General features: G+C 60.8%; 29 protein-coding genes. 11 read left to right on the plus strand and 18 right to left on the minus strand.

The window, feature by feature from the left end:
* Positions 1–40: 40 nt before the first annotated feature.
* From hisC to JWU58_RS23195, 10 genes are all read right to left on the minus strand, one after another.
* The gene (gene hisC, locus JWU58_RS23150) at positions 41–1,093 is read right to left on the minus strand and encodes a histidinol-phosphate transaminase (protein ID WP_122881958.1); all 1,053 of its coding nucleotides are present in this window, start codon (positions 1,091–1,093) and stop codon (positions 41–43) included.
* A gap of 3 nt (positions 1,094–1,096) precedes the next feature.
* On the minus strand, positions 1,097–2,434 hold the full coding sequence (gene hisD, locus JWU58_RS23155; protein ID WP_016771667.1) for a histidinol dehydrogenase: 1,338 nt from the start codon (positions 2,432–2,434) through the stop codon (positions 1,097–1,099).
* A 125-nt stretch (positions 2,435–2,559) separates the two neighbouring features.
* A complete protein-coding gene (gene hisG, locus JWU58_RS23160) occupies positions 2,560–3,195 on the minus strand; it encodes an ATP phosphoribosyltransferase (RefSeq protein WP_016771668.1) in 636 nt (211 codons plus the stop codon).
* Positions 3,196–3,323: 128 nt separating this feature from the next.
* Positions 3,324–4,589, minus strand: a complete 1,266-nt coding sequence (gene murA / locus JWU58_RS23165) for a UDP-N-acetylglucosamine 1-carboxyvinyltransferase (protein WP_016771669.1) — start codon at positions 4,587–4,589, stop codon at positions 3,324–3,326.
* 22 nt (positions 4,590–4,611) lie between these two features.
* On the minus strand, positions 4,612–4,851 hold the full coding sequence (locus JWU58_RS23170; RefSeq protein ID WP_016771670.1) for a BolA family protein: 240 nt from the start codon (positions 4,849–4,851) through the stop codon (positions 4,612–4,614).
* A 115-nt stretch (positions 4,852–4,966) separates the two neighbouring features.
* Entirely contained in the window at positions 4,967–5,272 is a 306-nt protein-coding gene (locus tag JWU58_RS23175; protein WP_016771671.1) for an STAS domain-containing protein, read from the minus strand.
* Positions 5,269–5,922 (minus strand): MlaC/ttg2D family ABC transporter substrate-binding protein, encoded by a 654-nt coding sequence (locus JWU58_RS23180; RefSeq protein ID WP_073473774.1) that lies wholly within the window; start codon positions 5,920–5,922, stop codon positions 5,269–5,271. The genes JWU58_RS23175 and JWU58_RS23180 overlap by 4 nt, the downstream gene beginning before the upstream one ends.
* 11 nt (positions 5,923–5,933) lie before the next feature.
* Positions 5,934–6,401, minus strand: a complete 468-nt coding sequence (gene mlaD / locus JWU58_RS23185) for an outer membrane lipid asymmetry maintenance protein MlaD (RefSeq protein WP_016771673.1) — start codon at positions 6,399–6,401, stop codon at positions 5,934–5,936.
* A complete protein-coding gene (gene mlaE / locus JWU58_RS23190; RefSeq protein ID WP_073473777.1) occupies positions 6,401–7,198 on the minus strand; it encodes a lipid asymmetry maintenance ABC transporter permease subunit MlaE in 798 nt (265 codons plus the stop codon). Before mlaE ends, mlaD begins: the two co-directional genes overlap by 1 nt.
* The gene (locus JWU58_RS23195; protein WP_076565862.1) at positions 7,198–8,007 is read right to left on the minus strand and encodes an ATP-binding cassette domain-containing protein; all 810 of its coding nucleotides are present in this window, start codon (positions 8,005–8,007) and stop codon (positions 7,198–7,200) included. The genes mlaE and JWU58_RS23195 overlap by 1 nt, the downstream gene beginning before the upstream one ends.
* Positions 8,008–8,279: 272 nt before the next feature.
* Here JWU58_RS23195 and JWU58_RS23200 point away from each other — a divergent pair, with 272 nt between their 5' ends.
* The 10 genes from JWU58_RS23200 (at position 8,280) to JWU58_RS23245 (ending at position 15,283) form a co-directional block, all read left to right on the plus strand.
* The gene (locus tag JWU58_RS23200) at positions 8,280–9,254 is read left to right on the plus strand and encodes a KpsF/GutQ family sugar-phosphate isomerase (RefSeq protein WP_024011623.1); all 975 of its coding nucleotides are present in this window, start codon (positions 8,280–8,282) and stop codon (positions 9,252–9,254) included.
* Positions 9,254–9,778 carry a KdsC family phosphatase gene (locus JWU58_RS23205; protein ID WP_016771677.1) on the plus strand — a complete coding sequence of 175 codons (525 nt, stop codon included), beginning with the start codon at positions 9,254–9,256 and terminating at the stop codon, positions 9,776–9,778. The genes JWU58_RS23200 and JWU58_RS23205 overlap by 1 nt, the downstream gene beginning before the upstream one ends.
* A gap of 8 nt (positions 9,779–9,786) precedes the next feature.
* A complete protein-coding gene (gene lptC / locus JWU58_RS23210; protein WP_024011622.1) occupies positions 9,787–10,359 on the plus strand; it encodes an LPS export ABC transporter periplasmic protein LptC in 573 nt (190 codons plus the stop codon).
* Positions 10,346–10,891 carry a lipopolysaccharide transport periplasmic protein LptA gene (gene lptA, locus JWU58_RS23215; protein ID WP_016771679.1) on the plus strand — a complete coding sequence of 182 codons (546 nt, stop codon included), beginning with the start codon at positions 10,346–10,348 and terminating at the stop codon, positions 10,889–10,891. The genes lptC and lptA overlap by 14 nt, the downstream gene beginning before the upstream one ends.
* The gene (gene lptB / locus JWU58_RS23220; RefSeq protein ID WP_024011621.1) at positions 10,891–11,616 is read left to right on the plus strand and encodes an LPS export ABC transporter ATP-binding protein; all 726 of its coding nucleotides are present in this window, start codon (positions 10,891–10,893) and stop codon (positions 11,614–11,616) included. The genes lptA and lptB overlap by 1 nt, the downstream gene beginning before the upstream one ends.
* Positions 11,617–11,782: 166 nt before the next feature.
* The gene (locus JWU58_RS23225; protein ID WP_016771682.1) at positions 11,783–13,273 is read left to right on the plus strand and encodes an RNA polymerase factor sigma-54; all 1,491 of its coding nucleotides are present in this window, start codon (positions 11,783–11,785) and stop codon (positions 13,271–13,273) included.
* Between the two features lie 73 nt (positions 13,274–13,346).
* Positions 13,347–13,655, plus strand: a complete 309-nt coding sequence (gene hpf, locus JWU58_RS23230) for a ribosome hibernation-promoting factor, HPF/YfiA family (protein WP_122699932.1) — start codon at positions 13,347–13,349, stop codon at positions 13,653–13,655.
* Between the two features lie 12 nt (positions 13,656–13,667).
* Entirely contained in the window at positions 13,668–14,132 is a 465-nt protein-coding gene (ptsN, locus tag JWU58_RS23235) for a PTS IIA-like nitrogen regulatory protein PtsN (RefSeq protein ID WP_206421050.1), read from the plus strand.
* 2 nt (positions 14,133–14,134) lie between these two features.
* Positions 14,135–14,992 carry an RNase adapter RapZ gene (gene rapZ, locus JWU58_RS23240; RefSeq protein ID WP_076565860.1) on the plus strand — a complete coding sequence of 286 codons (858 nt, stop codon included), beginning with the start codon at positions 14,135–14,137 and terminating at the stop codon, positions 14,990–14,992.
* A gap of 15 nt (positions 14,993–15,007) precedes the next feature.
* On the plus strand, positions 15,008–15,283 hold the full coding sequence (locus JWU58_RS23245) for an HPr family phosphocarrier protein (protein ID WP_016771685.1): 276 nt from the start codon (positions 15,008–15,010) through the stop codon (positions 15,281–15,283).
* A 34-nt stretch (positions 15,284–15,317) separates the two neighbouring features.
* On the opposite strand, the gene JWU58_RS23250 is transcribed toward JWU58_RS23245, so the two are convergent.
* The 6 genes from JWU58_RS23250 to pmbA all read right to left on the minus strand — a co-directional run bounded on the left by JWU58_RS23250 (position 15,318) and on the right by pmbA (position 20,686).
* Entirely contained in the window at positions 15,318–16,211 is an 894-nt protein-coding gene (locus JWU58_RS23250) for a ZIP family metal transporter (protein WP_130888599.1), read from the minus strand.
* 29 nt (positions 16,212–16,240) lie between these two features.
* Positions 16,241–16,852 (minus strand): superoxide dismutase, encoded by a 612-nt coding sequence (locus JWU58_RS23255; protein WP_122692846.1) that lies wholly within the window; start codon positions 16,850–16,852, stop codon positions 16,241–16,243.
* 1 nt (position 16,853) lies between these two features.
* Entirely contained in the window at positions 16,854–17,294 is a 441-nt protein-coding gene (locus JWU58_RS23260) for a hypothetical protein (RefSeq protein WP_016771688.1), read from the minus strand.
* A 27-nt stretch (positions 17,295–17,321) separates the two neighbouring features.
* Positions 17,322–18,698: a class II fumarate hydratase gene (locus tag JWU58_RS23265; protein ID WP_016771689.1), complete on the minus strand. Its 1,377-nt coding sequence runs from the start codon at positions 18,696–18,698 to the stop codon at positions 17,322–17,324.
* Positions 18,679–19,086 carry a hypothetical protein gene (locus JWU58_RS23270; RefSeq protein ID WP_016771690.1) on the minus strand — a complete coding sequence of 136 codons (408 nt, stop codon included), beginning with the start codon at positions 19,084–19,086 and terminating at the stop codon, positions 18,679–18,681. The genes JWU58_RS23265 and JWU58_RS23270 overlap by 20 nt, the downstream gene beginning before the upstream one ends.
* Positions 19,087–19,339: 253 nt before the next feature.
* A complete protein-coding gene (gene pmbA, locus JWU58_RS23275) occupies positions 19,340–20,686 on the minus strand; it encodes a metalloprotease PmbA (protein WP_024011613.1) in 1,347 nt (448 codons plus the stop codon).
* A 108-nt stretch (positions 20,687–20,794) separates the two neighbouring features.
* Here pmbA and yjgA point away from each other — a divergent pair, with 108 nt between their 5' ends.
* Positions 20,795–21,319: a ribosome biogenesis factor YjgA gene (yjgA, locus tag JWU58_RS23280; protein WP_016771692.1), complete on the plus strand. Its 525-nt coding sequence runs from the start codon at positions 20,795–20,797 to the stop codon at positions 21,317–21,319.
* 51 nt (positions 21,320–21,370) lie between these two features.
* Here the strand turns inward: yjgA and tldD are convergent, their stop codons facing one another.
* Positions 21,371–22,813: a metalloprotease TldD gene (tldD, locus tag JWU58_RS23285; RefSeq protein ID WP_016771693.1), complete on the minus strand. Its 1,443-nt coding sequence runs from the start codon at positions 22,811–22,813 to the stop codon at positions 21,371–21,373.
* Between the two features lie 4 nt (positions 22,814–22,817).
* Positions 22,818–23,678, minus strand: coding sequence for a carbon-nitrogen hydrolase family protein (locus JWU58_RS23290; protein WP_125917929.1), 861 nt, complete (start codon positions 23,676–23,678; stop codon positions 22,818–22,820).
* Positions 23,679–23,722 lie beyond the last annotated feature (44 nt).

Below are 23,722 nucleotides of genomic sequence, written 5' to 3' on the forward strand. Positions count from 1 at the left end.
GCGTTCGCGAGCAGGCTCGCTCCCACAATTTCAGTGTCGCTTAGAGATCCCCAAGCCCATCAATCAACGCTTGATTCTGCTCCGGCGTCCCCACCGATATCCGCAAGAACTGCGCAATCCGTTCCTGCTTGAAGTGCCGCACGATCACGCCCTGCTCGCGCAGCTTGGCCGCCAGGCCCGACGCATCATGCTGCGGGTGGCGAGCGAAGATGAAGTTGGCCGCCGACGGCAGCACTTCAAAGCCTTTAGCCTGCAACTGCGCCACCACCCATTCGCGGCTCTCGATCACCTGACGACAGGTCTTGTCGAAATACTCGCGATCTGCAAACGCCGCCGCCGCGCCGACAATCGCCAGACGATCCAGTGGATAGGAGTTGAAGCTGTTCTTGATCCGCTCCAGCGCTTCGATCAGGTCCGGATGCCCTACCGCCAGACCGACACGCAGGCCGGCCAGCGAGCGTGACTTGGACAGCGTCTGCGTCACCAGCAGATTCGGATAGCGGTCCACCAGACTTATCGCCGTCTCGCCGCCGAAGTCGATGTACGCCTCATCCACGACTACGACCGAATCAGGACTGGCCTTGAGGATTTGCTCGACCGCGTCCAGCGCCAGCAGGCACCCGGTCGGGGCGTTCGGGTTGGGAAAAATGATCCCGCCATTCGGTTTGGCGTAGTCGGCCGGGTTGATCTGGAACTGCGCATCCAGCGGCACCGCGTCGAATTCAATCCCGTACAGACCGCAGTAGACCGGATAGAAGCTGTAGCTGATGTCCGGGAACAGCAGCGGCTGATCGTGTTGCAGCAAGCCGTGGAAGATGTGCGCAAGCACTTCGTCCGAACCGTTGCCGAGGAACACCTGACTGGTTTGCACGCCGTAGTATTCGGCCACGGCGTTTTTCAGCAGATCACTGTTCGGGTCCGGGTACAGGCGCAGGTTATCGTTGAGCTCGGCTTGCATCGCCGCCAGTGCTTTTGGCGACGGGCCATACGGATTTTCGTTGGTATTGAGCTTGACCAGTTTGGTCAGCTTCGGCTGTTCGCCCGGCACGTAGGGCACCAGATCCTTGACGAACGGGCTCCAGAATTTACTCATCGCTCAGTTCCCCTGCCCTTTCAGAAAGTCTTGGTCTTTGATGCGGTATTCGGCGCTGCGTGCGTGCGCGCTCAGCGATTCGCCACGGGCCAGTACCGATGCAGTTTTGCCCAACTCGGAAGCGCCGGCCTCGGAGCAGAAGATGATCGACGAGCGCTTCTGGAAGTCGTACACACCCAGCGGCGAGGAGAAGCGCGCGGTGCCGGAAGTCGGCAACACGTGGTTCGGACCGGCGCAGTAATCGCCCAACGCTTCGGAGGTGTGGCGGCCCATGAAGATCGCACCGGCGTGGCGAATTTGCGGCAGCCAGGCTTGTGGATCGGCGACCGACAATTCCAGGTGTTCCGGGGCGATGCGGTTGGCGACTTCGATGGCTTGGGCCATGTCGCTCACCTGAATCAGCGCACCACGGCCATTGATCGAAGTTTCGATGATGGTCGCGCGGTCCATGGTCGGCAGCAATTTATCGATGCTCGCGGCCACCTTGTCGAGGAACTCGGCGTCCGGGCTGACCAGAATCGCTTGCGCGTCTTCGTCGTGCTCGGCCTGGGAGAACAGGTCCATGGCAATCCAGTCCGGATCGGTCTGGCCGTCGCAGACCACGAGGATTTCCGAAGGGCCGGCGATCATGTCGATGCCGACCTGGCCGAACACATGGCGCTTGGCCGTGGCTACATAGATATTGCCCGGGCCGACAACCTTGTCGACACGCGGCACGCTTTCGGTGCCATAAGCCAGTGCGGCAACTGCTTGCGCGCCGCCGATGGTGAACACGCGGTCGACACCGGCGATGCAGGCAGCGGCCAGCACCAGCTCGTTGATTTCACCGCGCGGGGTCGGCACGACCATGACCACTTCGGTCACGCCGGCGACCTTGGCCGGAATCGCGTTCATCAATACCGACGACGGATACGAGGCCTTGCCGCCCGGCACGTAAAGGCCTGCGCGATCCAGTGGCGTGACTTTCTGACCAAGCACGGTGCCGTCAGCCTCGGTGTAGCTCCAGGAATCCTGCTTCTGTTTTTCGTGATAGCTGCGCACGCGGGCGGCGGCTTTTTCCAGAGCCTCGCGCTGCGGCACCGTGATGCGGGTCAGGGCCAGTTCGAGACGCTCGCGCGGCAGGATCAGGTCGGCCATCGAGGCGACTTCAAGACCGTCGAACTTCTGGGTGAATTCGACCAGCGCCGCGTCACCGCGCTCGCGCACAGCCTTGATGATGTCCAGCACGCGCTGATTGACCGAGTCGTCAGACACACTTTCCCAGCTCAGCAGATGATCCAGATGATGCGCGAAATCCGGGTCAGCAGCGTTGAGTCGGCGAATTGCAGTGGTTGCGGTCATAGCGAGAGCCTCATAGGAATGGCAAATAACTCAGGCGCCCGAAACTAGCATTCGATCCGCTTGGGCACCTGAGAATTCTGGCTATGAGGCGGATAGACGGCGCGACCTCGGGTCGCGCAGGTAGATCAGCCGCGGTGTCGCGATTCCACTGCGTTGCGCAGGGTGTCGATCAACGCCTGGATTCGGGCGTGCTGCATTTTCATTGAAGCCTTGTTGACCACCAGACGCGAGCTGATCGTGGCGATCAGTTCCTGGGGTTCCAGGCCGTTGGCGCGCAAGGTGTTGCCGGTGTCGACCACGTCGATGATCTTGTCGGCCAGCCCGATCAGCGGCGCCAGCTCCATTGAGCCGTACAGCTTGATGATGTCGACCTGACGGCCCTGCTCGGCGTAATAACGCTTGGCAACGTTGACGAACTTGGTCGCCACGCGCAGACGGCCCTTGGGCTCGGCCGCGCCGATCTTGCCGGCGGTCATCAGCTTGCATTGGGCGATCTGCAGGTCCAGCGGCTCGTACAGGCCCTGGCCGCTGTATTCCATCAGCACGTCCTTACCGGCGACGCCGAGGTCGGCCGCGCCATGCTCGACATAGGTCGGCACGTCGGTGGCACGCACGATCAGCAGACGCACGTCGTCCTGGGTCGTGGGAATGATCAGCTTGCGGCTCTTGTCCGGATTCTCGGTCGGCACGATGCCCGCTTCAGCGAGAAGCGGCAGGGTGTCGTCAAGGATGCGGCCCTTGGACAGTGCGATGGTCAACATGGGAAACGTCAGTCCTTATCAAGGTACTCATGTCCGGTCGCAATCGGCGCCGGACACACATCGAGGGTGCGTACACCCTCGACTCGAAACGAATTCAGTGGACACGTCCCTGTGTCCCGATGCAGCGATCAGCCCGGAACGCGGCGGATCTTGGCACCCAGCATTTGCAGTTTTTCTTCGATGCACTCGTAACCACGGTCGATGTGGTAGATGCGGTCGATCAGCGTGTCGCCTTCGGCAACCAGCGCCGAGATCACCAGACTGGCCGATGCGCGCAGGTCGGTGGCCATGACTGGCGCGCCCTTGAGCTTCTCGATACCGGTGACGATCGCGGTGTTGCCTTCAACCTGGATGTGCGCGCCCATGCGGTGCAGCTCGTACACGTGCATGAAACGGTTTTCGAAGATCGTCTCGATCACCGCACCCGTGCCTTCGGCAATGGCGTTGAGCGAGATGAACTGGGCCTGCATGTCGGTCGGGAACGCCGGGTACGGCGCGGTGCGCACGTTGACCGCTTTCGGGCGCTTGCCGTGCATGTTCAGCTCGATCCAGTCTTCACCGCAGGTGATTTCCGCACCGGCCTCACGCAGCTTTTCCAGTACCGCTTCGAGGATGGTCGGATCGGTGTCCTTGACCTTGACGCGGCCACCGGTCACGGCAGCAGCGACCAGGTAGGTGCCGGTTTCGATACGGTCAGGCATGACTTTGTAGAAAGCCGAACCCAGGCGCTCGACGCCATCGATGGTGATGGTGTCGGTGCCGGCGCCGGAAACCTTGGCGCCCATGGCATTGAGGAAGTTCGCCAGGTCGACTACTTCAGGCTCGCGCGCGGCGTTCTGCAACACGCTGCGGCCCTTGGCCAGTGCAGCGGCCATCATGATGTTTTCGGTACCGGTCACACTGACGGTGTCGAAGAAGAAGTGCGCGCCGCGCAGGCCGCCTTCAGGCGCCTTGGCCTTGATGTAGCCGCCTTCGACGTCGATGACCGCGCCCATGGCTTCCAGACCGCGGATGTGCAGGTCGACCGGACGCGAACCGATGGCGCAACCACCAGGCAGTGCGACTTCGGCTTCACCGAAACGCGCGACCATCGGGCCCAGTACCAGGATCGACGCACGCATGGTTTTCACCAGTTCGTACGGGGCGATCAGGGTCTTGATGGTGCGCGGGTCGATTTCGACGCTGAGCTTCTCGTCGATCACCGGCTCAATGCCCATGCGCCCGAACAGCTCGATCATGGTGGTGATGTCGTGCAGGTGCGGCAGGTTGCCAACGGTGACCGGGCCATCGCACAGCAAGGTCGCGGCCAGAATCGGCAGGGCGGAGTTCTTCGCGCCGGAAATGCGGATCTCGCCATCAAGACGAGCGCCACCGGTAATAATCAATTTATCCATTAGTATCTCGACGCCCTAGGGCTCAGGTGCGCTCGGCCCAGGCCGCGCGGCTGAAAAATTTCATAGTGACCGCATGGATGCTGCCATCGGTGATCCATGGGTTCAAATGGGCATAGACCTGCTGCTGACGCTTCACCGGGCTCAACGCCGCCAGTTCATCGCTGATCACGTTCAGCTGGAAGTTGCAGCCTTCGCCTTCAACTTCTACCAGCGTTCCTGGCAGCTTTCCTTCAAGGAAGCTCTTCACTTCTACGGCCTGCATGCTCAACCTCAATCGGCGCCCTGTGCGCACGGGTCGGACATCATACAAAAAAGCCCCGCGCCTGCGAACCCCGCAACGCAGGACTCTGACGGGGGGCTTCTTTATAGATGATGGTTCAGGGTTGCGCCAACAACTCGGTCAATTCACTGACCTGAGCGATTTCACGCATGTCGTCAGGCATCGCACGAATGCTGACGGCCTTGCCGGCCGCCTGCGCATCACGCATGAAGCACAGCAGCAACGACAGGCCGACGCTGCTGGACTTCTGCACCGCCGAACAATCGATGACCAGCGCGGACGCCTTGCTCGACTTGATCAGCGCCTGCCCTTCCTTGCGCAGGTCGGGCCCGGTGCGGTAATCCAGCACGCCACTGAGCACCAGTTCGTCGACATCACTCATGCGAACTGCCGCCTCACTCATTGCGCTGGATTCCCGGCGGCTTTGTCGGTTTCTTCCTTTGCCTTGGCGACTTCACCGGCCCAGCCATCGATGGTCTTGTCCAGATCGTTGCCATTGCGTTGCATGGCGTCGGCGAACTGGTCACGGAACAGCTTGCCGATGTTGATGCCATTGATGATCACGTTGCGCAGTTTCCACTCGCCGCTGATCTTCTCAAGCGTGTACTGCACCGGATAGATCGCGCCGTTGCTGCCCTTGACGGTCATGTTGACACTGGTGCGCTCGCCCGATTCGTCTTTGGCCGGGTCAACCGTGATGCCCTGGTTGTTGTATTCCAGCAGAGCGTTGCCGTAGAACTGGAACAGACCGCGCTTGAAGTTTTCCTGAAAGCGCTGCATCTGCTCAGGCGTGGCCTTGCGCGAATACTTCACGGTCATGATGCTTTTGGAGATGCCCTCGGCATCCACCACCGGACCGACAATGTTGTTCAGCGCCGCATAGAAATCCTGCGGATCCTGCTTGTACTTCTCTTTGTTCGCCTGCAAATCGGCAAGCATCCGGTTCGTGGTGTCCTGAATCAGGTCATGAGCCGATTGCCCCGGTGCAGCGTTAGCCATCAACGGCAGGGCCGCGAGCAACACCAACAGGCCACGTCGCAAGATAGAGATCATTCAAAAGCTCCTCATTTGGCGTCTTTGCTAACGGTATTGAGCAGGAATTTACCGATCAGGTCTTCCAGTACCAGTGACGACTGCGTGTCGTGGATGGTTCCACCGTCTTTCAACTGGGTGTCTTCACCGCCGACGCTGATACCGATGTATTTCTCGCCCAGCAGACCCGCGGTCAGGATAGACGCTGTGGAATCGACCGGCAGGTTGTCGACCTTTTTATCCACTTGCAGCGTGACCCGACCGGTGAAGCTGTCGCGATCCAGATCGATAGCGGTGACCTTGCCGATGGTCACACCGGCCATAGTCACTTTGGCTCTGACCGTCAGACCGGCGATATTGTCGAAATACGCATACAACTTGTAAGTGTCGGTGGACGAAGTCGGAGACAGGCCGCTGACGCGCAAGGCGAGCAGCAGCAAAGCCAGGATCCCTGCCAGCAGGAACAGGCCGACACCGATTTCCAGGGTGCGGTTTTGCATCAGAAATCTCCAAACATCAAAGCGGTCAGAATAAAGTCCAGGCCGAGCACTGCCAGCGAGGCAAACACCACGGTCTTGGTGGTGGCACGACTGATCCCCTCGGAAGTGGGCTCACAGTCATAGCCTTGGAATACGGCGATCCAGGTCACCACAAAGGCGAAAACGACACTTTTGATCACGCCATTGAGCACGTCACTGGTGAAGTTCACGCTGTTCTGCATGTTCGCCCAGTACGAGCCTTCATAAACGCCCAGCCAGTCGACTGCCACCCACGAACCGCCCCAGATGCCGACGACGCTGAAGATCATCGCCAGCACCGGCAGGGAAATGAAGCCGGCCCACAGGCGCGGGGCAATGATGTACTTGAGCGGATCGACACCGATCATTTCCAGGCTGGACAACTGCTCGGTGGATTTCATGTTGCCGATCTCGGCGGTCAACGCCGAACCGGCGCGCCCGGCAAACAGCAAGGCGGTGACCACCGGCCCCAGTTCACGCAGCAGCGTCAGGGCGACCATCTGCCCCACTGCCTGCTCTGAACCATAGCTGGAAAGAATGCTGAAGCCCTGCAACGCCAGGACCATGCCGATGAAAATGCCGGAGACCACGATGATCACCAGCGACATGACGCCGACCGAATGCAGCTGCTTGACCAGCAGGCCGAAACCACCGCTGATACCGCCACGGCCCAGCAGGGCGTGAAACAGGAACAGGGTCGCTCGACCAAACACTGCAACCGCGTCGATCGCCGATTCGCCGAACCGACGCAGGCGTTCCATCAATGAAATTCTGCGCATCAACGCTTCCCCAGAAGATCTGCGCGGTAATCCGTCGCTGGAAAGTGATACGGCACCGGGCCATCGGGATCACCGGTCATGAACTGGCGGATACGCGGATCATCGGAATTCATCAGCTCATCCGGTGTGCCTTGACCCAGCACCTGACCATCGCCCACTACATAGATGTAGTCGGCAATGCTCGCGGTTTCCGCCAGATCGTGCGAAACCACGATGCTGGTGATGCCCAGAGCATCGTTGAGCAGGCGGATCAGGCGCACCAACACGCCCATGGCGATCGGGTCCTGGCCCACGAAGGGCTCGTCGTACATGAGAATCTGCGGGTCGAGGGCAATCGCCCGGGCCAATGCTACACGGCGCTTCATGCCGCCGGACAGTTCGTCCGGCATCAGCTCGATGGCGCCACGCAGCCCCACGGCCTGTAATTTCAGCAGGACGATGTCGCGAATCATGTCTTCCGGCAGTTGCGTGTGCACCCGCAGCGGAAAGGCCACGTTCTCGAACACATCGAGATCGGTAAACAGCGCACCGCTCTGAAACAGCACGCCCATGTGCTTGCGCGCATCGAACAGATCGCTGCGCGACAGCGTCGGCAGGTTCTGCCCGTTGACCCAGACTTCGCCGCCGGACGGCCGCAACTGCGCGCCCATCAGGCGCAGCAGCGTGGTCTTGCCGCAGCCGGAAGGCCCCATGATGCCGGTGACCTTGCCGCGCGGGATGCGGATATCGACGTTATTGAAAATGCTCCGCGCACCGCGCTTGAAGGAGACTCCCTTCAGCTCGACCGCGTAGGCGTTATCGGCACTCATCTAAACTCCTTGCGATGCAGCCTCTCACTGGGATGCCAGACTTTCCTCGGAAACACCTGCATCCCGGGCAGGCCGAACTGGCGGCGAACTATATCACTGCAAAGGCTGAGCGCCCAAGCGAGAACCCGGCCAAGATCGCCGACTGAAGAGGGCCCGAGCGAGTTTCAGAGGGTTTTGGTAACCAGTAATGACAAAGCACGTCGAACTTGCGTGAGGCTTTGCCACATAACCGCTATAATCGCCGCCTTTTCATCGGCCCATACGATTCTGACATGAGCAAAACCCGCGACCTGATTCAATCGGCACAACGCACCATCCGCCTCGAAGTGGAAGCCGTCCAAGGCTTGATGGCCCATATCGACGCCGATTTCGTACGCGCTTGCGAGATGATTCTGGCCAGCAAGGGCCGCGTGGTCGTGGTCGGCATGGGTAAATCCGGGCATATCGGCAACAAGATCGCCGCCACCCTGGCCAGCACCGGCACCCCGGCGTTTTTCGTGCATCCGGCCGAAGCCAGCCATGGCGACATGGGCATGATCACCCGCGACGACGTGATCCTGGCCCTGTCGAACTCTGGTTCGACCAATGAAATCGTGACTCTGCTGCCGTTGATCAAACGCTTGGGTATCCAGCTGATCAGCGTCACCGGCAATCCACAGTCGCCACTGGCGAAGGCTGCGGAGGTCAATCTCAATGTGCATGTCGAGCACGAAGCCTGCCCGCTGAATCTGGCGCCGACCTCTTCGACCACGGCCGCGCTGGTCATGGGCGACGCTCTGGCCGTGGCCTTGCTGGAAGCGCGTGGTTTCACCGCTGAAGATTTTGCCTTTTCGCATCCGGGTGGCGCCCTTGGCCGTCGCCTGCTGCTGAAAGTCGAAAACGTCATGCACGCCGGGCAGGAGCTGCCGCAGGTACAACGCGGTACCCTGCTCAAGGACGCGCTGATGGAGATGACTCGTAAAGGTCTGGGCATGACCGCTATTATTGAAGCCGATGGCAAGCTCGCCGGGATCTTCACTGACGGTGATTTGCGCCGCACCCTGGATCGCGCCATCGACATCCGCAGCGCCACCATCGACCAGGTGATGACTGCACACGGCAAGACCGCCCGGCCCGACATGCTCGCCGCCGAAGCCCTGAAAATCATGGAAGACCATCGAATCAACGCCCTGGTAGTCGTCGACGAGGAGGATCGCCCGATCGGCGCCTTCAACCTCTCCGATCTGCTGCGCGCAGGAGTCATGTAATGAGCAACGATCTGCTGCAACGCGGCAAAGCGATCAAACTGGCAGTATTCGACGTCGACGGTGTGCTCACCGACGGCCGCCTGTACTTCCTCGAAGACGGCAGCGAGTTCAAGACCTTCAACACCCTCGACGGCCAAGGCATCAAGATGCTGATGAATGCCGGCGTGCAGACGGCGATCATCAGTGGTCGCAAGACCCCGGTGGTCGAGCGCCGCGCGAAGAACCTCGGCATCCCGCATCTGTTTCAGGGGCGCGAGGACAAACTGGTGGTACTCGACGGTCTGCTCGCGCAACTGGGCCTAAGCTATGAAGAAGTCGCCTATCTCGGTGACGATCTGCCAGACTTGCCGGTGATCCGCCGTGTTGGGCTGGGCATGGCGGTGGCCAACGCTGCCGATTTCGTCCGCGAACACGCCCACGGCGTTACCCGCGCCCGTGGCGGCGAAGGTGCCGCCCGTGAATTCTGCGAATTGATCCTGCGCGCCCAGGGCCGCCTCGAAGCGGCCAACGCCGCGTACCTGTGAGCCTGACCATGTTTAGCAAAAAGTTTCGCAACTTCCTGCTGTTCGGCTGCATCGCGGCGATTTTCGCTGCGGTCGGCTATTGGAACATCAGCCCGGAACGCTTCCTCGACAAGCCACCGGTTTCGGCGGCCGAGAATCCGATCGACTGGTACGCGACCAACACGCACACCATTCAGTACCTGCCCGACGGCAAGGTGCAGTACGAGATGACCTCCGACAAGGCCGAGCACGTCAAGGCTACCGATGTCACTCTGGTAACCAAGCCTGACTTGAACATGTATCGCGGCACCGACTTCCCGTGGCACGTGACCAGTGAGCGCGGCGAAGTGAATTCCGGCGGTACCGAAGTGGAATTGATCGACTCGGTACGCGTACAGCGCACCGACGAGAAACAGCGCGGCACCCTGATCACCAGCACCCGCATGACCGTGTTCCCGCAGCAGGAATATGCGCAGACTGCGCAACCCGTTAGAATCGAGGGCGCTGGCGGTGTATCGACTGGCGTCGGAATGAAAGCGTACCTGAAGGACAGCAGGATACACCTGCAATCGAACGTAAGAGGACAGTATGAGGCTCGTTAAAACCCTCCCTATTTTGCTCAGTCTGGGCGCAGCACTGGGAAGCGCGAGCGCCTGGTCCCTGCCGAACGATCAGCAGCAGCCTATCCGCATTCAGGCCGACGACGCCCAACTGGACGACAAGAATGGCATTGCCACCTATAAAGGTGACGTGATCATTACCCAAGGCTCGATGATCGTTAAAGGCAACACCGTGACCATGACGCGCGCGCCCAATGGCGACATCGATGTGGTGACCTCGGTCGGCAACCTGGCCTATTTCGAGCAGTTGCAGACCCAGGGCGACGCCAACCCGGTCAAGGGCTACGGCGTGACGATTCAATACCACGCCCAGCAGAATCGGGTGGTGCTGATCGACAAGGCCAAGGTTATCGACAAGGATAACAACGTCACCCAGGGCGAAAAAATCGTCTACGACACCGTGAAGAAACTGGCCAGCGCCGGTCGCGCCACGGGCAGCAAGGTCACCGAATCGCGCCCGCGCATCGACATGGTGATCCAGCCGAAGAAGAAAACCGAAGAGAAATCCCAGTAATGGCAACTCTGAAAGCTCAGCACCTGGCCAAGGCCTATAAAAGCCGCCAGGTCGTGCGTGACGTCAGCCTGTCGATCGACAGCGGGCAGATCGTCGGCTTGCTCGGCCCGAACGGCGCCGGCAAGACCACGTGCTTCTACATGATCGTTGGCCTGGTGCAGGCGGATCAGGGCCGTGTGCTGATCGATGATCTGGACGTCAGCCACCAGCCGATGCACGGCCGCGCCAAGGCCGGTATCGGCTATCTGCCGCAAGAAGCGTCGATCTTCCGCAAACTGTCAGTCGCCGACAACATCATGGCGATCCTCGAGACTCGCCCTGAACTCGACAAGGCCGGTCGGCGCAAGGAGCTGGAAAGCCTGCTGCAGGAATTCCACATCAGCCACATCCGCGACAACCTCGGCATGAGCCTGTCCGGTGGTGAGCGCCGCCGGGTGGAAATCGCTCGTGCCCTGGCCACTGCGCCGAAATTCATCCTGCTCGACGAACCGTTCGCCGGTGTCGACCCGATCTCGGTCGGCGACATCAAGCAGATCATCCACCACCTCAAGGCCAAGGGCATCGGTGTGCTGATCACCGACCACAACGTCCGTGAGACCCTGGATATCTGCGAAACCGCTTACATCGTCAACGACGGTCAACTGATCGCCGAAGGTGATGCCGAGACCATCCTGGCCAACGATCTGGTCAAGGAAGTGTATCTGGGTCACGAGTTCCGCCTGTAAGCGCGACAGCGCTGTATCGATTCAAGGCGCATTTATCCGCTTTAATTGTTACAGCGCTCTAGGCAAACACTTCAGTTTCAGGCATATAATTTGCTTAAGTTTGGCGCTTCGGCGCCCTGTAGTGGATGGCGCAAAGCGCCGGCGAATAAGGTGTTAAGCCCCTGCCATGAAACCATCGCTAGTCTTGAGAATGGGCCAGCAGCTGACGATGACACCGCAGCTGCAACAGGCCATCCGCCTGCTCCAATTGTCGACCCTGGACCTGCAACAGGAGATCCAGGAGGCTCTGGAATCCAATCCGATGCTCGAGCGCCAGGAAGAAGGCGACGACTTCGACAACGCCGATCCTCTGGCCGACAACGCCGAACAGAAGCCCGCCGAAATCCAGGAACCCTCCTACCAGGAAACCGCCCCGACGGTGGACAACCTCGAGGATGGCGAATGGAACGAGCGCATCCCCAACGAACTGCCGGTGGATACCGCTTGGGAAGACGTCTACCAGACCAGCGCCAGCAGCCTGCCGAGCAGCGATGACGACGAGTGGGATTTCACCACCCGCACATCCGCCGGCGAGAGCCTGCAGAGCCATCTGCTCTGGCAACTGAACCTGGCGCCGATGTCCGACACCGATCGCCTGATCGCCGTGACCCTGATCGACTGCATCAACAATCAGGGCTATCTGGACGAAACCCTCGAAGAAATTCTTGAAGCGTTCGATCCTGAACTGGACATCGAGCTCGACGAGATCGAAGCCGTCCTGCATCGCATCCAGCAATTCGAGCCCGCCGGGATCGGCGCCCGCAACCTCAGCGAATGCCTGCTGCTGCAATTGCGTCAGTTGCCCGCGAAGACGCCGTGGCTGACCGAGGCCAAGCGTCTGGTCGCCGATTACATCGACCTGCTCGGCAGTCGCGATTACAGCCAGTTGATGCGCCGCATGAAGCTCAAGGAAGACGAGCTGCGTCAGGTCATCGAGCTGGTACAGAGCCTCAATCCGCGTCCGGGCTCGCAGATCGAATCAACCGAAGCCGAATACGTCATTCCCGATGTGATCGTGCGCAAGGACAACGAGCGCTGGCTGGTCGAGCTGAACCAGGAATCGGTGCCACGCCTGCGCGTCAATGCCCAGTACGCCGGGTTTGTTAAGCGTGCCGACACCAGCGCCGACAACACCTTCATGCGTAACCAGTTGCAGGAAGCCCGCTGGTTCATCAAGAGCCTGCAGAGCCGCAACGAAACCCTGATGAAAGTGGCCACGCAGATCGTCGAACATCAGCGCGGCTTCCTCGAATACGGCGACGAAGCGATGAAGCCGTTGGTATTGCATGACATCGCCGAAGCGGTCGGCATGCACGAATCGACGATTTCCCGGGTGACCACGCAGAAATTCATGCATACCCCGCGCGGTATTTATGAGCTGAAATACTTTTTCTCCAGCCACGTCAGCACCTCCGAAGGCGGCGAATGCTCGTCCACGGCGATCCGCGCGATCATCAAAAAACTGGTGGCCGCGGAAAATCAGAAAAAGCCGTTGAGTGACAGCAAGATCGCTGGTTTACTGGAGGCACAAGGCATTCAGGTGGCTCGCCGCACCGTCGCCAAGTACCGCGAATCCCTCGGAATCGCGCCTTCGAGCGAACGCAAGCGGTTGATGTAAGCCACGTTACAGCGTTCCAGTGGCAGGCTTTTCGGCCTGCCGCTTTATGCACTGGCAACGAAGGAGAAGCTGTATGCAAGTCAACATCAGTGGACACCAACTGGAAGTGACCGAACCTCTGCGTTCCTACATCGAGGAAAAACTCGACCGATTGGAGAGGCATTTCGACAAAATCACTAACGTGCAAGTCACGATGTGCGTCGAAAAACTGCAGCAGAAGATTGAAGCCACACTGCATATACCCGGCGGAGAAGTAGTTGCCAACGCAGAAGATACCGACATGTACGCTGCGATCGACTCACTTACCGACAAGCTGGATCGCCAACTCAAAAAGCATAAGGAAAAGACCCAGAGCCTCCTCCAGGGCGCGACCGGTCGTTAACACCCCTATCCCATGATCCGACTTGAAACCATCCTGACCCCCGGCCGTTCCCAAGTGAACGCGCCGGGCGGCAGCAAGAAAAAAGCCCTCGAACAGATTGCCAACCTGATCCACCGCGAAGTGCCGGATCTGGCGATGCAGGACGTCTTCGAGGCGTTGATCGCCCGTGAAAAACTCGGCTCCACCGGTTTTGGTAACGGCATCGCCATTCCCCACTGCCGCCTCAAGAGCTGCACGGCGCCGGTCAGCGCCCTGCTGCACCTCGAAGCTCCGATTGATTTCGATGCCATCGACGGCGCTCCGGTGGACCTGCTGTTCGTGCTGCTGGTCCCGGAAGCCGCGACCGACGCGCATCTGGAGTTGTTGCGCCAGATCGCCAGCATGCTCGACCGCAAGGAAGTGCGTGACAAGTTACGCAGCGCCGCGAGCAACGAAGCCTTGTACCAGGTTGTACTGGACGAGCAGAACGGGCACTAATCATGCGCTTGATCATTGTCAGTGGCCGTTCGGGCTCGGGTAAAAGTACCGCCCTGAATGTCCTTGAGGACAACGGCTACTACTGCATCGACAATCTGCCGGCCGGTTTGCTGCCGGAACTGGCCGAGCGTGCGCTGATTCACACGGAACTGGCGCAGCCGCTGGTCGCCGTGTCGATCGATGCGCGCAACCTGCCCAGCCATCTGTCACGTTTCCCCGAATTGCTCGAAGACGTCCGTGCCAAACACATCAAGTGCGATGTGCTGTACCTGGACGCCGACGAAGAAACCCTGCTCAAGCGTTTTTCCGAGACCCGTCGTCGTCACCCGCTGAGCAACGCCAATCGCTCACTGGCCGAGGCGATTCACGATGAAACCGCCCTGCTCGGCCCGATCGCCGATCTGGCTGACCTGAAAATCAACACCACCAACCTCAATCTGTATCAACTGCGCGATACCCTGAAGTTGCGCCTGTTGAATCAGCCTGAGCCCGGCACGGCGTTTCTGGTTGAATCATTTGGCTTCAAGCGCGGCATGCCGGTCGACGCCGACCTCGTGTTCGATGTGCGCTGCCTGCCCAATCCGTACTGGAAACCCGAGCTGCGCGCTCAGTCCGGCCTCGATGCCCCTGTGGCCGAGTATCTGGCGCAGCAGCCGGATGTCGAAGAAATGTATCAGGACATCTACGCCTACCTGAACAAGTGGCTACCACGCTTCGCCGCCAGCAACCGCGCCTACGTGACCATTGCCATTGGCTGCACCGGCGGGCACCACCGCTCCGTCTACCTGACCGAACGTCTGGGTCAGGCCCTGCAGAAAACCCTGAAGAACGTCCAGGTTCGCCACCGCGACCTCACCTAAAGGATCCACACCGCGATGCCTGCTCGTGAAATCGAAATCATCAATAAACTGGGTCTGCATGCCCGGGCATCGGCCAAATTCGTCGGCGTGGCCGGTCAGTATCCAGACTGCACGATCCGGGTGGGACGCACCCCTGAAACGACTGTCGACGGCAAGAGCATCATGGCAATGATGATGCTCGCGGCGGGTAAAGGCACCAAAATCCATTTGAGCACCGAAGGCGAACAGGCTCAGGAAGCCATGGACGCATTGGTCGATCTGATCGAAAGGTATTTCGACGAAGGTGAATAATCCGCGAGGCGGGGACACTGTTCCTCGCCTCCATTCACCCCAACGCCGTATCCATCACCATCATCAAACAAAACCCGACCAACAGGCCCAGACTGGCCAGCTTGTCATGCCCATGACGGCGCGACTCCGGAATCACTTCGTGGGTCACCACCAGCAACATCGCCCCGGCCGCCAACGCCAGTCCCAGCGGCAACAGCACTTGAGCCAGACTCACCAGCCACGCGCATAACAGTGCAAATACCGGTTCGACCAGCCCAGACGCCGCGCCGATGAGAAACGCCCTGAACCGTGACATCCCCGCCCCGGCCAGCACCAACGCAATCACCAGCCCTTCCGGCACATCCTGCAACGCAATGCCCATCGCCAGACTGTCGGCGTCCGCCATCCCGCCGCCGGCAGACACGCCGACCGCCATGCCTTCTGGAATGTTGTGCGCGATGATGGCGAACACGAACAGCCAGATTCGTGGTGGAATCACCGGATGCTCCAGCGTGCCGACGAGCATCTGCGGCGAGGCACCGGAAACGCGCCGATCCACCAGATACAGACCGAACGCGCCGAGCAGGATGCCGAAGCAGATCAGGCCACTGGCGGCCCACGGCGTAAGACCAAGACTCTCCGCCGCAGCAATGCCCGGCACGATCAGCGAAAACGCCGTCGCCGCCAGCATCACCCCGGCACCAAATCCCAGCAAGGTGTCGCTGAGTGCCTGCGGCATGCGCCGGATCACCAGCACCGGCACCGCGCCAAGCGCCGTGCCCAAGGCGCAGATGGCACCGCCCTGCAAGGCGCGCAACAGCCGCGGTTCCAGATTCAGCCACTGCAAACCGTGGGCGACCAGCAAAGTCATCCCCGCCAGCAGCAACAGCGAGCCCACCGCGTAACGAAACATGCGCCCGCTGCCAATCGCCAGTGTTTCCGTGCCCATAGTCAGCCCTGATTGTTTTTATGGAAGGCTCAGACCAGTGCGGCCTGATAGCGCGCAGCAACTTCCGGCCAGTTGATCACGTTGTAGAACGCGTTGATGTATTCCGGGCGACGGTTCTGGTAACGCAGGTAGTAGGCGTGTTCCCAGACGTCGAGACCGAGGATGGGGGTATTGCCGGTCATCAGCGGGCTGTCCTGATTGCCGCTGCTTTCCACGACCAGTTTTTTCTCCGGTGTCACGCTGAGCCAGGCCCAGCCGCTGCCGAAACGGGTCAGCGCGGCTTTGGTGAACGCTTCCTTGAAGCTGTCGAGTCCGCCCAGTTGCTCATCAATAGCCGTGGCCAGCGCGCCGTCGGGCTTGCCGCCGCCGTTGGGCACCATCACTTCCCAGAACAGCGAGTGATTGGCGTGACCGCCGCCCTGATTGATCACCGCCGCGCGAAGCTTTTCCGGCAGTTGCTGGACGCTGGCGACAAGTTTTTCCACCGGCCACTCGGCGAATTCGGTGCCTTCCACGGCGGCGTTGAGGTTGTTGATGTAGGTCTGGTGATGCTTGGTGTAATGGATTTCCATGGTCTGCGCATCGATGTGCGGCTCAAGGGCATCGTAGGCATAAGGCAAGGCAGGCAAGGTAAAAGCCATTTCAGTGGACTCCATACTGATGGGGATTTGAGGCGCGGCGGGCATTGCCGGTGTCCGGATGCAGCAGGCGCTGGGTGCGCGGGTACTCGCCGTGCTCGCTGATGAAATTCAACAGTTCGACGTAGGTCTTGCTGCTCTGGCGCAACGCCGCCTCACGCAGGGCCGGGCGCAGGCGTTCGTCCTGCATGGTCTGCAACAAACGTTGATGGATGGCGCAAAGATATTCGGCGCTCTCCTCCGGTTGGTTCAGGCGCAAATGCAGGTCGGCGAGGTTGTGATGAGAGACGACGCAGGCCGCCACCGCTTCGTCGGCATCCGCCCAGCGTTCGAACAACACTTGCGCCAGGGCCAGGGCTTGCAGGTAAGCCTCGCGGGCGTCGATCAGTTCGCCCAGCATGAAGCAGCGATTGGCCCGTTCGATCGTGCGTTTCCAGTGCTCCATGGTGAGCCTCCAAAGCGGTTGCGGGGTTTACACGCCGCCGGCGGTGAGCTTCTCGGGGTTGAGCAACTCTTCCAGCTGGCTGCGCGACAGGTCGGTGTGTTCCAGAGCGACGTCGATCACCGCGCGGCCTTCCTTGTAGGCCTGCTTGGCGATTTCGGCGGCTTTCTGGTAACCGATGATGGGGTTGAGTGCGGTGACCAGAATCGGATTGCGCGACAACGCTTCTTGCAAGCGCGATTCGTTGACCTTGAAAGTAGCGATTGCCTTGTCACCGAGCAGGCGACTGGAATTGGCCAGCAGTTCGATGCTGCTCAGCAGGTTGTGCGCGATGATCGGCAACATCACGTTCAGTTCGAAATTGCCGGATTGGCCGGCCACGGTGATCACCGAGTCGTTGCCGATCACTTGCGCAGCGACCATCGCAGTGGCTTCCGGGATCACCGGGTTGACCTTGCCGGGCATGATCGATGAACCCGGTTGCAGCGCTTGCAGTTCAATTTCGCCGAGGCCGGCCAGGGGACCTGAGTTCATCCAGCGCAGGTCGTTGGCGATTTTCATCAGCGACACCGCAGTAGCTTTGAGCTGGCCGGAGACAGAGACCGCCGTGTCCTGCGAGCCAATCAGCGCGAACAGATCCTTGCCCGGGGTGAACTGCACGTCGGTCAGTTGGCTCAGATGCCGACTGAATCGCGCGGCGAACTCCGGATGCGCATTGATCCCGGTACCGACCGCAGTGCCGCCCTGCGCCAGCGCTTGCAGGCTTGGCAGCAAATCCTGCAGATGGCCGATATTGGCCTTGAGCTGCTGCGCCCAACCGTTGAGCACCTGGCTCATGCGCACCGGCATCGCGTCCATCAGGTGGGTGCGCCCGGTCTTCACATGGTGATGCACTTGCTCGGCCTTGCGCTCGATCACCTGGACCAGATGCAACAGCGCCGGCAGCAATTGTTCATGCAGCGCCAGCGCGGCGCTGACGTGGATGGTGGTCGGGATGATGTCGTTGCTGCTTTGCCCGCAGTTGACATGATCGTTGGCGTTGACCGGCTCGCCGAGCATGCGACTGGCCAGCGTCGCGATCACTTCGTTGGCGTTCATGTTCGAGCTGGTGCCGGACCCGGTCTGGAAGATATCCACCGGGAAATGCTGCATGAAATCGCCTTCGAGCAGACCTTGCGCGGCATCACTGATGGCTTTGCCCTGGGCCGCGCTGATCTGGTTCAGCTCAACGTTGGCCCGGGCAGCGGCGGCTTTGGCGAGGATCAGCGCGCGGATGAACTGCGTCGGCATCGGCTTGCCGCTGATCGGGAAGTTGTCCACGGCGCGCTGGGTCTGCGCGCCATAGAGCGCATCGACCGGCACCTGCAGTTCGCCCATGCTGTCGCGCTCAATACGTGTCTTGGTCATGCGAATGTCCTTGCAGCAAATCAATGAGAGGAATCGACGGTTGCAACTCGCAAGTGGCGAGCTGCCAGGTGTAGCGTTGCCAGCGCCGCAAGCGGCATTGGCATAGCGACAGGCGCTCCATTTCACGCAAGGGGCGCCAGGCTTGATCGAGACAGACGCTGCGCCAGTGCCACGGCAACGCGATGTCCGTGGCGGTATCGAGCAGCAGACGGAAAGACGTTTCGGCGACAGTCCAGGGCGAAGTGGCTGTGCAACAGGACAGATAGCGTCCTTCGGCGAGGTAGTGTTCGATCAGGCGCGGTTCGTCAGGATCCAGCGCGCAACGGATCTGGCGGCTCATCCAGCGCCAGCTTTCGAGGTAGGGCTGCTCGTGCAAGGCAGAACTCATGATCCGGGACTCGTTCGGAGATGAGATTTATTATTAGATGATAATGAGAACCAACACAAGCATTCGAGTTTGCGCTGTTCACTTGTGGGAGCGAGCCTGCTCGCGAAATGCGCTGTGTCAGTCAGCACATTTACAACTGATCCATCGCTTTCGCGAGCAGGCTCGCTCCCACAGGGGAATCGCAGTGAAACCAACAAAAAAGGCGCGCCATCCAGATCGGATGGCGCGCCTTTTTTGTTGGCGGATTCGCGGCTTAGCTGCCGGCGACAGTCATCCGCTCGATCAATACAGACCCGGTGCGGATGTTGCTGCGCAGCTCCAGATCATTACCCACCGCGACAATCTGCTTGAACATGTCGCGCATGTTGCCGGCGATGGTCACTTCCTGCACGGCGAACTGGATCTCGCCGTTTTCCACCCAGAAGCCCGCCGCACCGCGCGAATAGTCGCCGGTGACCATGTTCAGGCCGTGGCCCATCAATTCGGTGACCAGCAGTCCTCGGCCCATGCGCTTCAACAGCGCTGCCTGATCCTCGTCGCCATGGGTGACGAACAGGTTGTGCACGCCGCCGGCGTTGGCGGTGCTCGGCATGCCCAGTTTGCGCCCGGAATAGGTGCCGAGGATGTACGAGACCAACTCGCCCTTCTCGACGAACGGTTTCGCGTAAGTCGCCAGGCCATCACCGTCGTAGGAAGCACTGCCCATGGCGCGCATCAGATGCGGGCGCTCATCAATGGTCAGCCATTCCGGGAACAGCTTTTGCCCGAGTGTGCCTTCCAGAAACGACGATTTGCGATACAGGCTGCCGCCCGACACGGCCGAGAGGAAACTGCCGAACAGACCACCCGCCAGTTCGGCGGAAAACAGCACCGGCACCTCGCAGGTTGGCACCGGCCGCGCGCCCAGACGGCTGGCCGCCCGTTGCGCGGCACGCTGGCCGATGCTCACCGGATCGGCGAGCAGACTGCCCTGGCGATTGACGTCATACCAGTAATCGCGCTGCATTTGCCCGTCAGCTTCGGCGATCATCACGCAACTCAGGCTGTGCCGGGTCGATGCGTAGCCGCCGATGAAACCGTGGCTGTTGCCGTAAACCCGGCAGCCCTGATGGGTGCTGAGGGTGGTGCCGTCGGCGTTCTTGATCCGCGCATCGGCATCGAACGCCGCCGCCTCGCAGAGCAAAGCCTTCTCGATGGCCTGCTCCGGGGTAATGTCCCATTCGTGGAACAGGTCGAAATCCTGCACATCCCTGGCCATCAGTGCGGCGTCGGCGAGGCCCGAGGCTTCATCTTCGGAAGTGTGCTTGGCGATGGCCAGTGCTGCTGCGACGGTTTCACGAATCGCCTCCGGCCCGGTGGCCGAGGTGCTGGCCGAGCCTTTGCGCTGGCCGACATACAAGGTAATGCCAAAACCCTGATCACGATTGAATTCAACGGTTTCGACCTCGCGCTGACGCACCGAAGTCGACAGCCCCTGCTCCAGCGACACCGCGACTTCACAGGCGCTGGCGCCCTGGCGCTTGGCTTCGGCGATGATCTGCTCGACCTGTTCTTGCAGTGCCGGCAATGCCTGCGGGCCGACGCTTTGAACTGCACTCATGCTCATCTCCACTCAAATTCTGCTTTCGGCTGGGGTCATCGAGCGACCGGGCCGGACAAGCGGCCCCCGACTGGTTATCATGGCGGCGTTTCTTTGCGGACTGCCACCATGGTTGATTCTTACGACGACTCCCTCGATACGGGAGAAAAAAGCAAATCTCAGGTCAAACGCGAGTTGCATGCGCTGGTTGACCTCGGCGAGCGCCTGACCACACTCAAGCCTGATCTGGTCGCCAAATTGCCGTTGACCGACGCTTTGCGCCGGGCATTGGCCGATGCGCCCAAGCACACCGCGAACATCGCGCGTAAACGGCATTTGCAGTTCATCGGCAAACTGATGCGCGACCAGGACACTGACGCGATTCTGACTCTGCTCGATCAACTCGATGCCTCCACTCGCCAGTACAACGAGCGTTTCCATAATCTGGAACGCTGGCGTGACCGCCTGATCGCGGGCGATGACGCCGTGCTGGAGAAATTCGTCATCGAATACCCGGACGCCGATCGCCAGCAATTGCGTTCCCTGATCCGTCAGGCCCAGCATGAGGTTGCGCAAAACAAACCACCTGCTTCGAGCCGCAAGATCTTCAAATACATTCGGGAGCTGGACGAGACTCAACGCGGCCTGCGTTGAAAATCGCCACCGGGTGGCCGTCCTGCGCGCCACCCGAAAGCCCCGCCGCTCTTATGCGCCCGTGCCACCCACGGTAATCGCATCGATTTTCAGCGTTGGCTGGCCGACACCCACCGGCACCGACTGCCCATCCTTGCCGCACGTACCCACACCGCTGTCCAGCGCCAGATCGTTACCGACCATCGACACCCGGCTCATCGCCTCGGGACCGTTGCCGATCAACGTCGCGCCTTTGACCGGTGCGGTGATCTTGCCGTCCTCGATCAGATAAGCCTCGCTGGTGGAGAATACGAACTTGCCGCTGGTGATATCGACCTGACCGCCGCCGAGGTTGGCGCAGTAGATGCCCTTCTTCACCGAAGCGATGATTTCTGCCGGATCACTTTCGCCACCGAGCATGTAGGTGTTGGTCATGCGGGGCATCGGCAGGTGCGCGTAGGATTCGCGGCGACCGTTACCGGTGCGCGCCACGCCCATCAGCCGCGCGTTGAGCTTGTCTTGCATGTAGCCCTTGAGTACGCCGTTTTCGATCAGCGTAGTGCACTCGGTGGGCGTGCCTTCGTCATCGACGCTGAGCGAACCGCGACGGCCGCTCAAGGTGCCGTCATCGACGATGGTGCAAAGTTTGGAGGCAACCATTTCACCCATGCGCCCGCTGTAGGCCGAGCTGCCCTTGCGGTTGAAGTCGCCTTCCAGACCGTGACCGACCGCTTCGTGCAGCAGCACGCCGGACCAGCCGGAACCGAGCACAACCGGCAAGGTACCGGCCGGCGCCGGAATCGCTTCCAGATTCACCAGCGCCTGGCGCAGCGCTTCGCGGGCATAACCCATGGCGCGGTCTTCGGCGAGGAAGTAGCGGTAATCGGTACGCCCACCGCCGCCGTGCCCGCCGCGTTCGCGACGGCCATTCTGTTCGACGATGACGCTTACGTTGAAACGCACCAGTGGGCGCACGTCGGCGGCCAGGCCACCGTCGGTGGAGGCCACCAGGATTCGCTCCCAGACCCCGGCCATGCTCACGCTGACCTGCTGAATCCGTGGGTCGAGTGCGCGGGTGGCGACGTCGATGCGTTTGAGCAACTCGACTTTTTCCGCGCGGCTGAGCACTTCCAGCGGGTTATCGGGCGCGTACAGTTGCGCGACGTCCTGACTGGTGAATGCCTGCACGGTGCCGTTCTGCCCGGCACGTGAGATCGAACGCGCGGCGCGGGCCGCTGCACCGAGGGCTTCGAGGGTGATCGCGTTGCTGTAGGCAAAACCGGTTTTCTCACCGGACTGCGCGCGCACGCCGACACCCTGATCGAGGTTGAAGCTGCCTTCCTTGACGATGCCGTCTTCCAGCGCCCACGACTCGGAAATCTGGCCCTGGAAATACAGGTCGGCGGCATCGATGCCCGGCCCGGCCAGATCGCCGAGCACGCCTTGCAGGCTCTCGATCGTGACACCGCCGGGTGCCAACAGGTGATCACTGACTGAGGACAACAACTCGCTCATAGGTTTACGCCTTAAATTCGTGTTCTGAAGCAGGCCGCTGGGCGCCCTGCGAGAAAAACCGCCGATGACGCGTCACCGGCATGCGCGCCCGGATGGACGCTTGTTCATCGCTGTCGCGGGCGGCCAGCAACACCGCCTCGCCTTGATCCTGCTGGGCCAGCACACGCCCCCACGGGTCGACAATCGCCGCATGCCCGAAGGTCTCGCGTGGCCCCGGATGACTGCCGCCCTGTGCGGCCGCGAGGATATAACACTGTGTTTCGATGGCCCGCGCGCGGATCAGTACATCCCAATGCGCGGCGCCGGTTACGGCCGTAAAGGCCGACGGTGCGGTAATCAACTCGGCACCGGCGGCACGTAATTCGCTGTACAGCTCCGGGAAACGCAAGTCGTAACACACGCTCAGACCGACTCGCCCCACCGGCGTATCCGCCACCACTACATTACCGCCATACGCATAGTCATCGGATTCACGGTATCGGCCGCGATTGTCGGCGACATCGACATCGAACAGATGCAGCTTGTCATAGCGCGCGACGATCTCACCGTTATCGTTGATCAGCAACGAGCAGGCATTGGCTTTGGCCGTGGGTTGACCCAACGGTGGCAACGGCAATGTACCGGCGACTATCCATAAGGTGAGGTCGCGGGCGGTCTGTTTCAACCAGGGCAGGATCGGCCCTTCGCCCAAGGCCTCGGCGCGGCCGATATCGGCGACGTCGCGACGGCCCATGGCGGCGAAGTTTTCCGGCAGCACCGCGAGTTTCGCCCCGCCGGCGGCGGCCTGTTCGAGCAGGCGTCGCGCCTGGGCCAGATTGGCCGGCACGTCGCTCTGGCTGACCATTTGAATCACCGCTAAAGACATGGCGAACTCCCAAAGAGGTATTCGGCCATGCTACTCCATCGCTT

Source organism: Pseudomonas atacamensis (genome assembly GCF_017167965.1).
Classification (GTDB): Bacteria; Pseudomonadota; Gammaproteobacteria; order Pseudomonadales; family Pseudomonadaceae; genus Aquipseudomonas; species Aquipseudomonas atacamensis.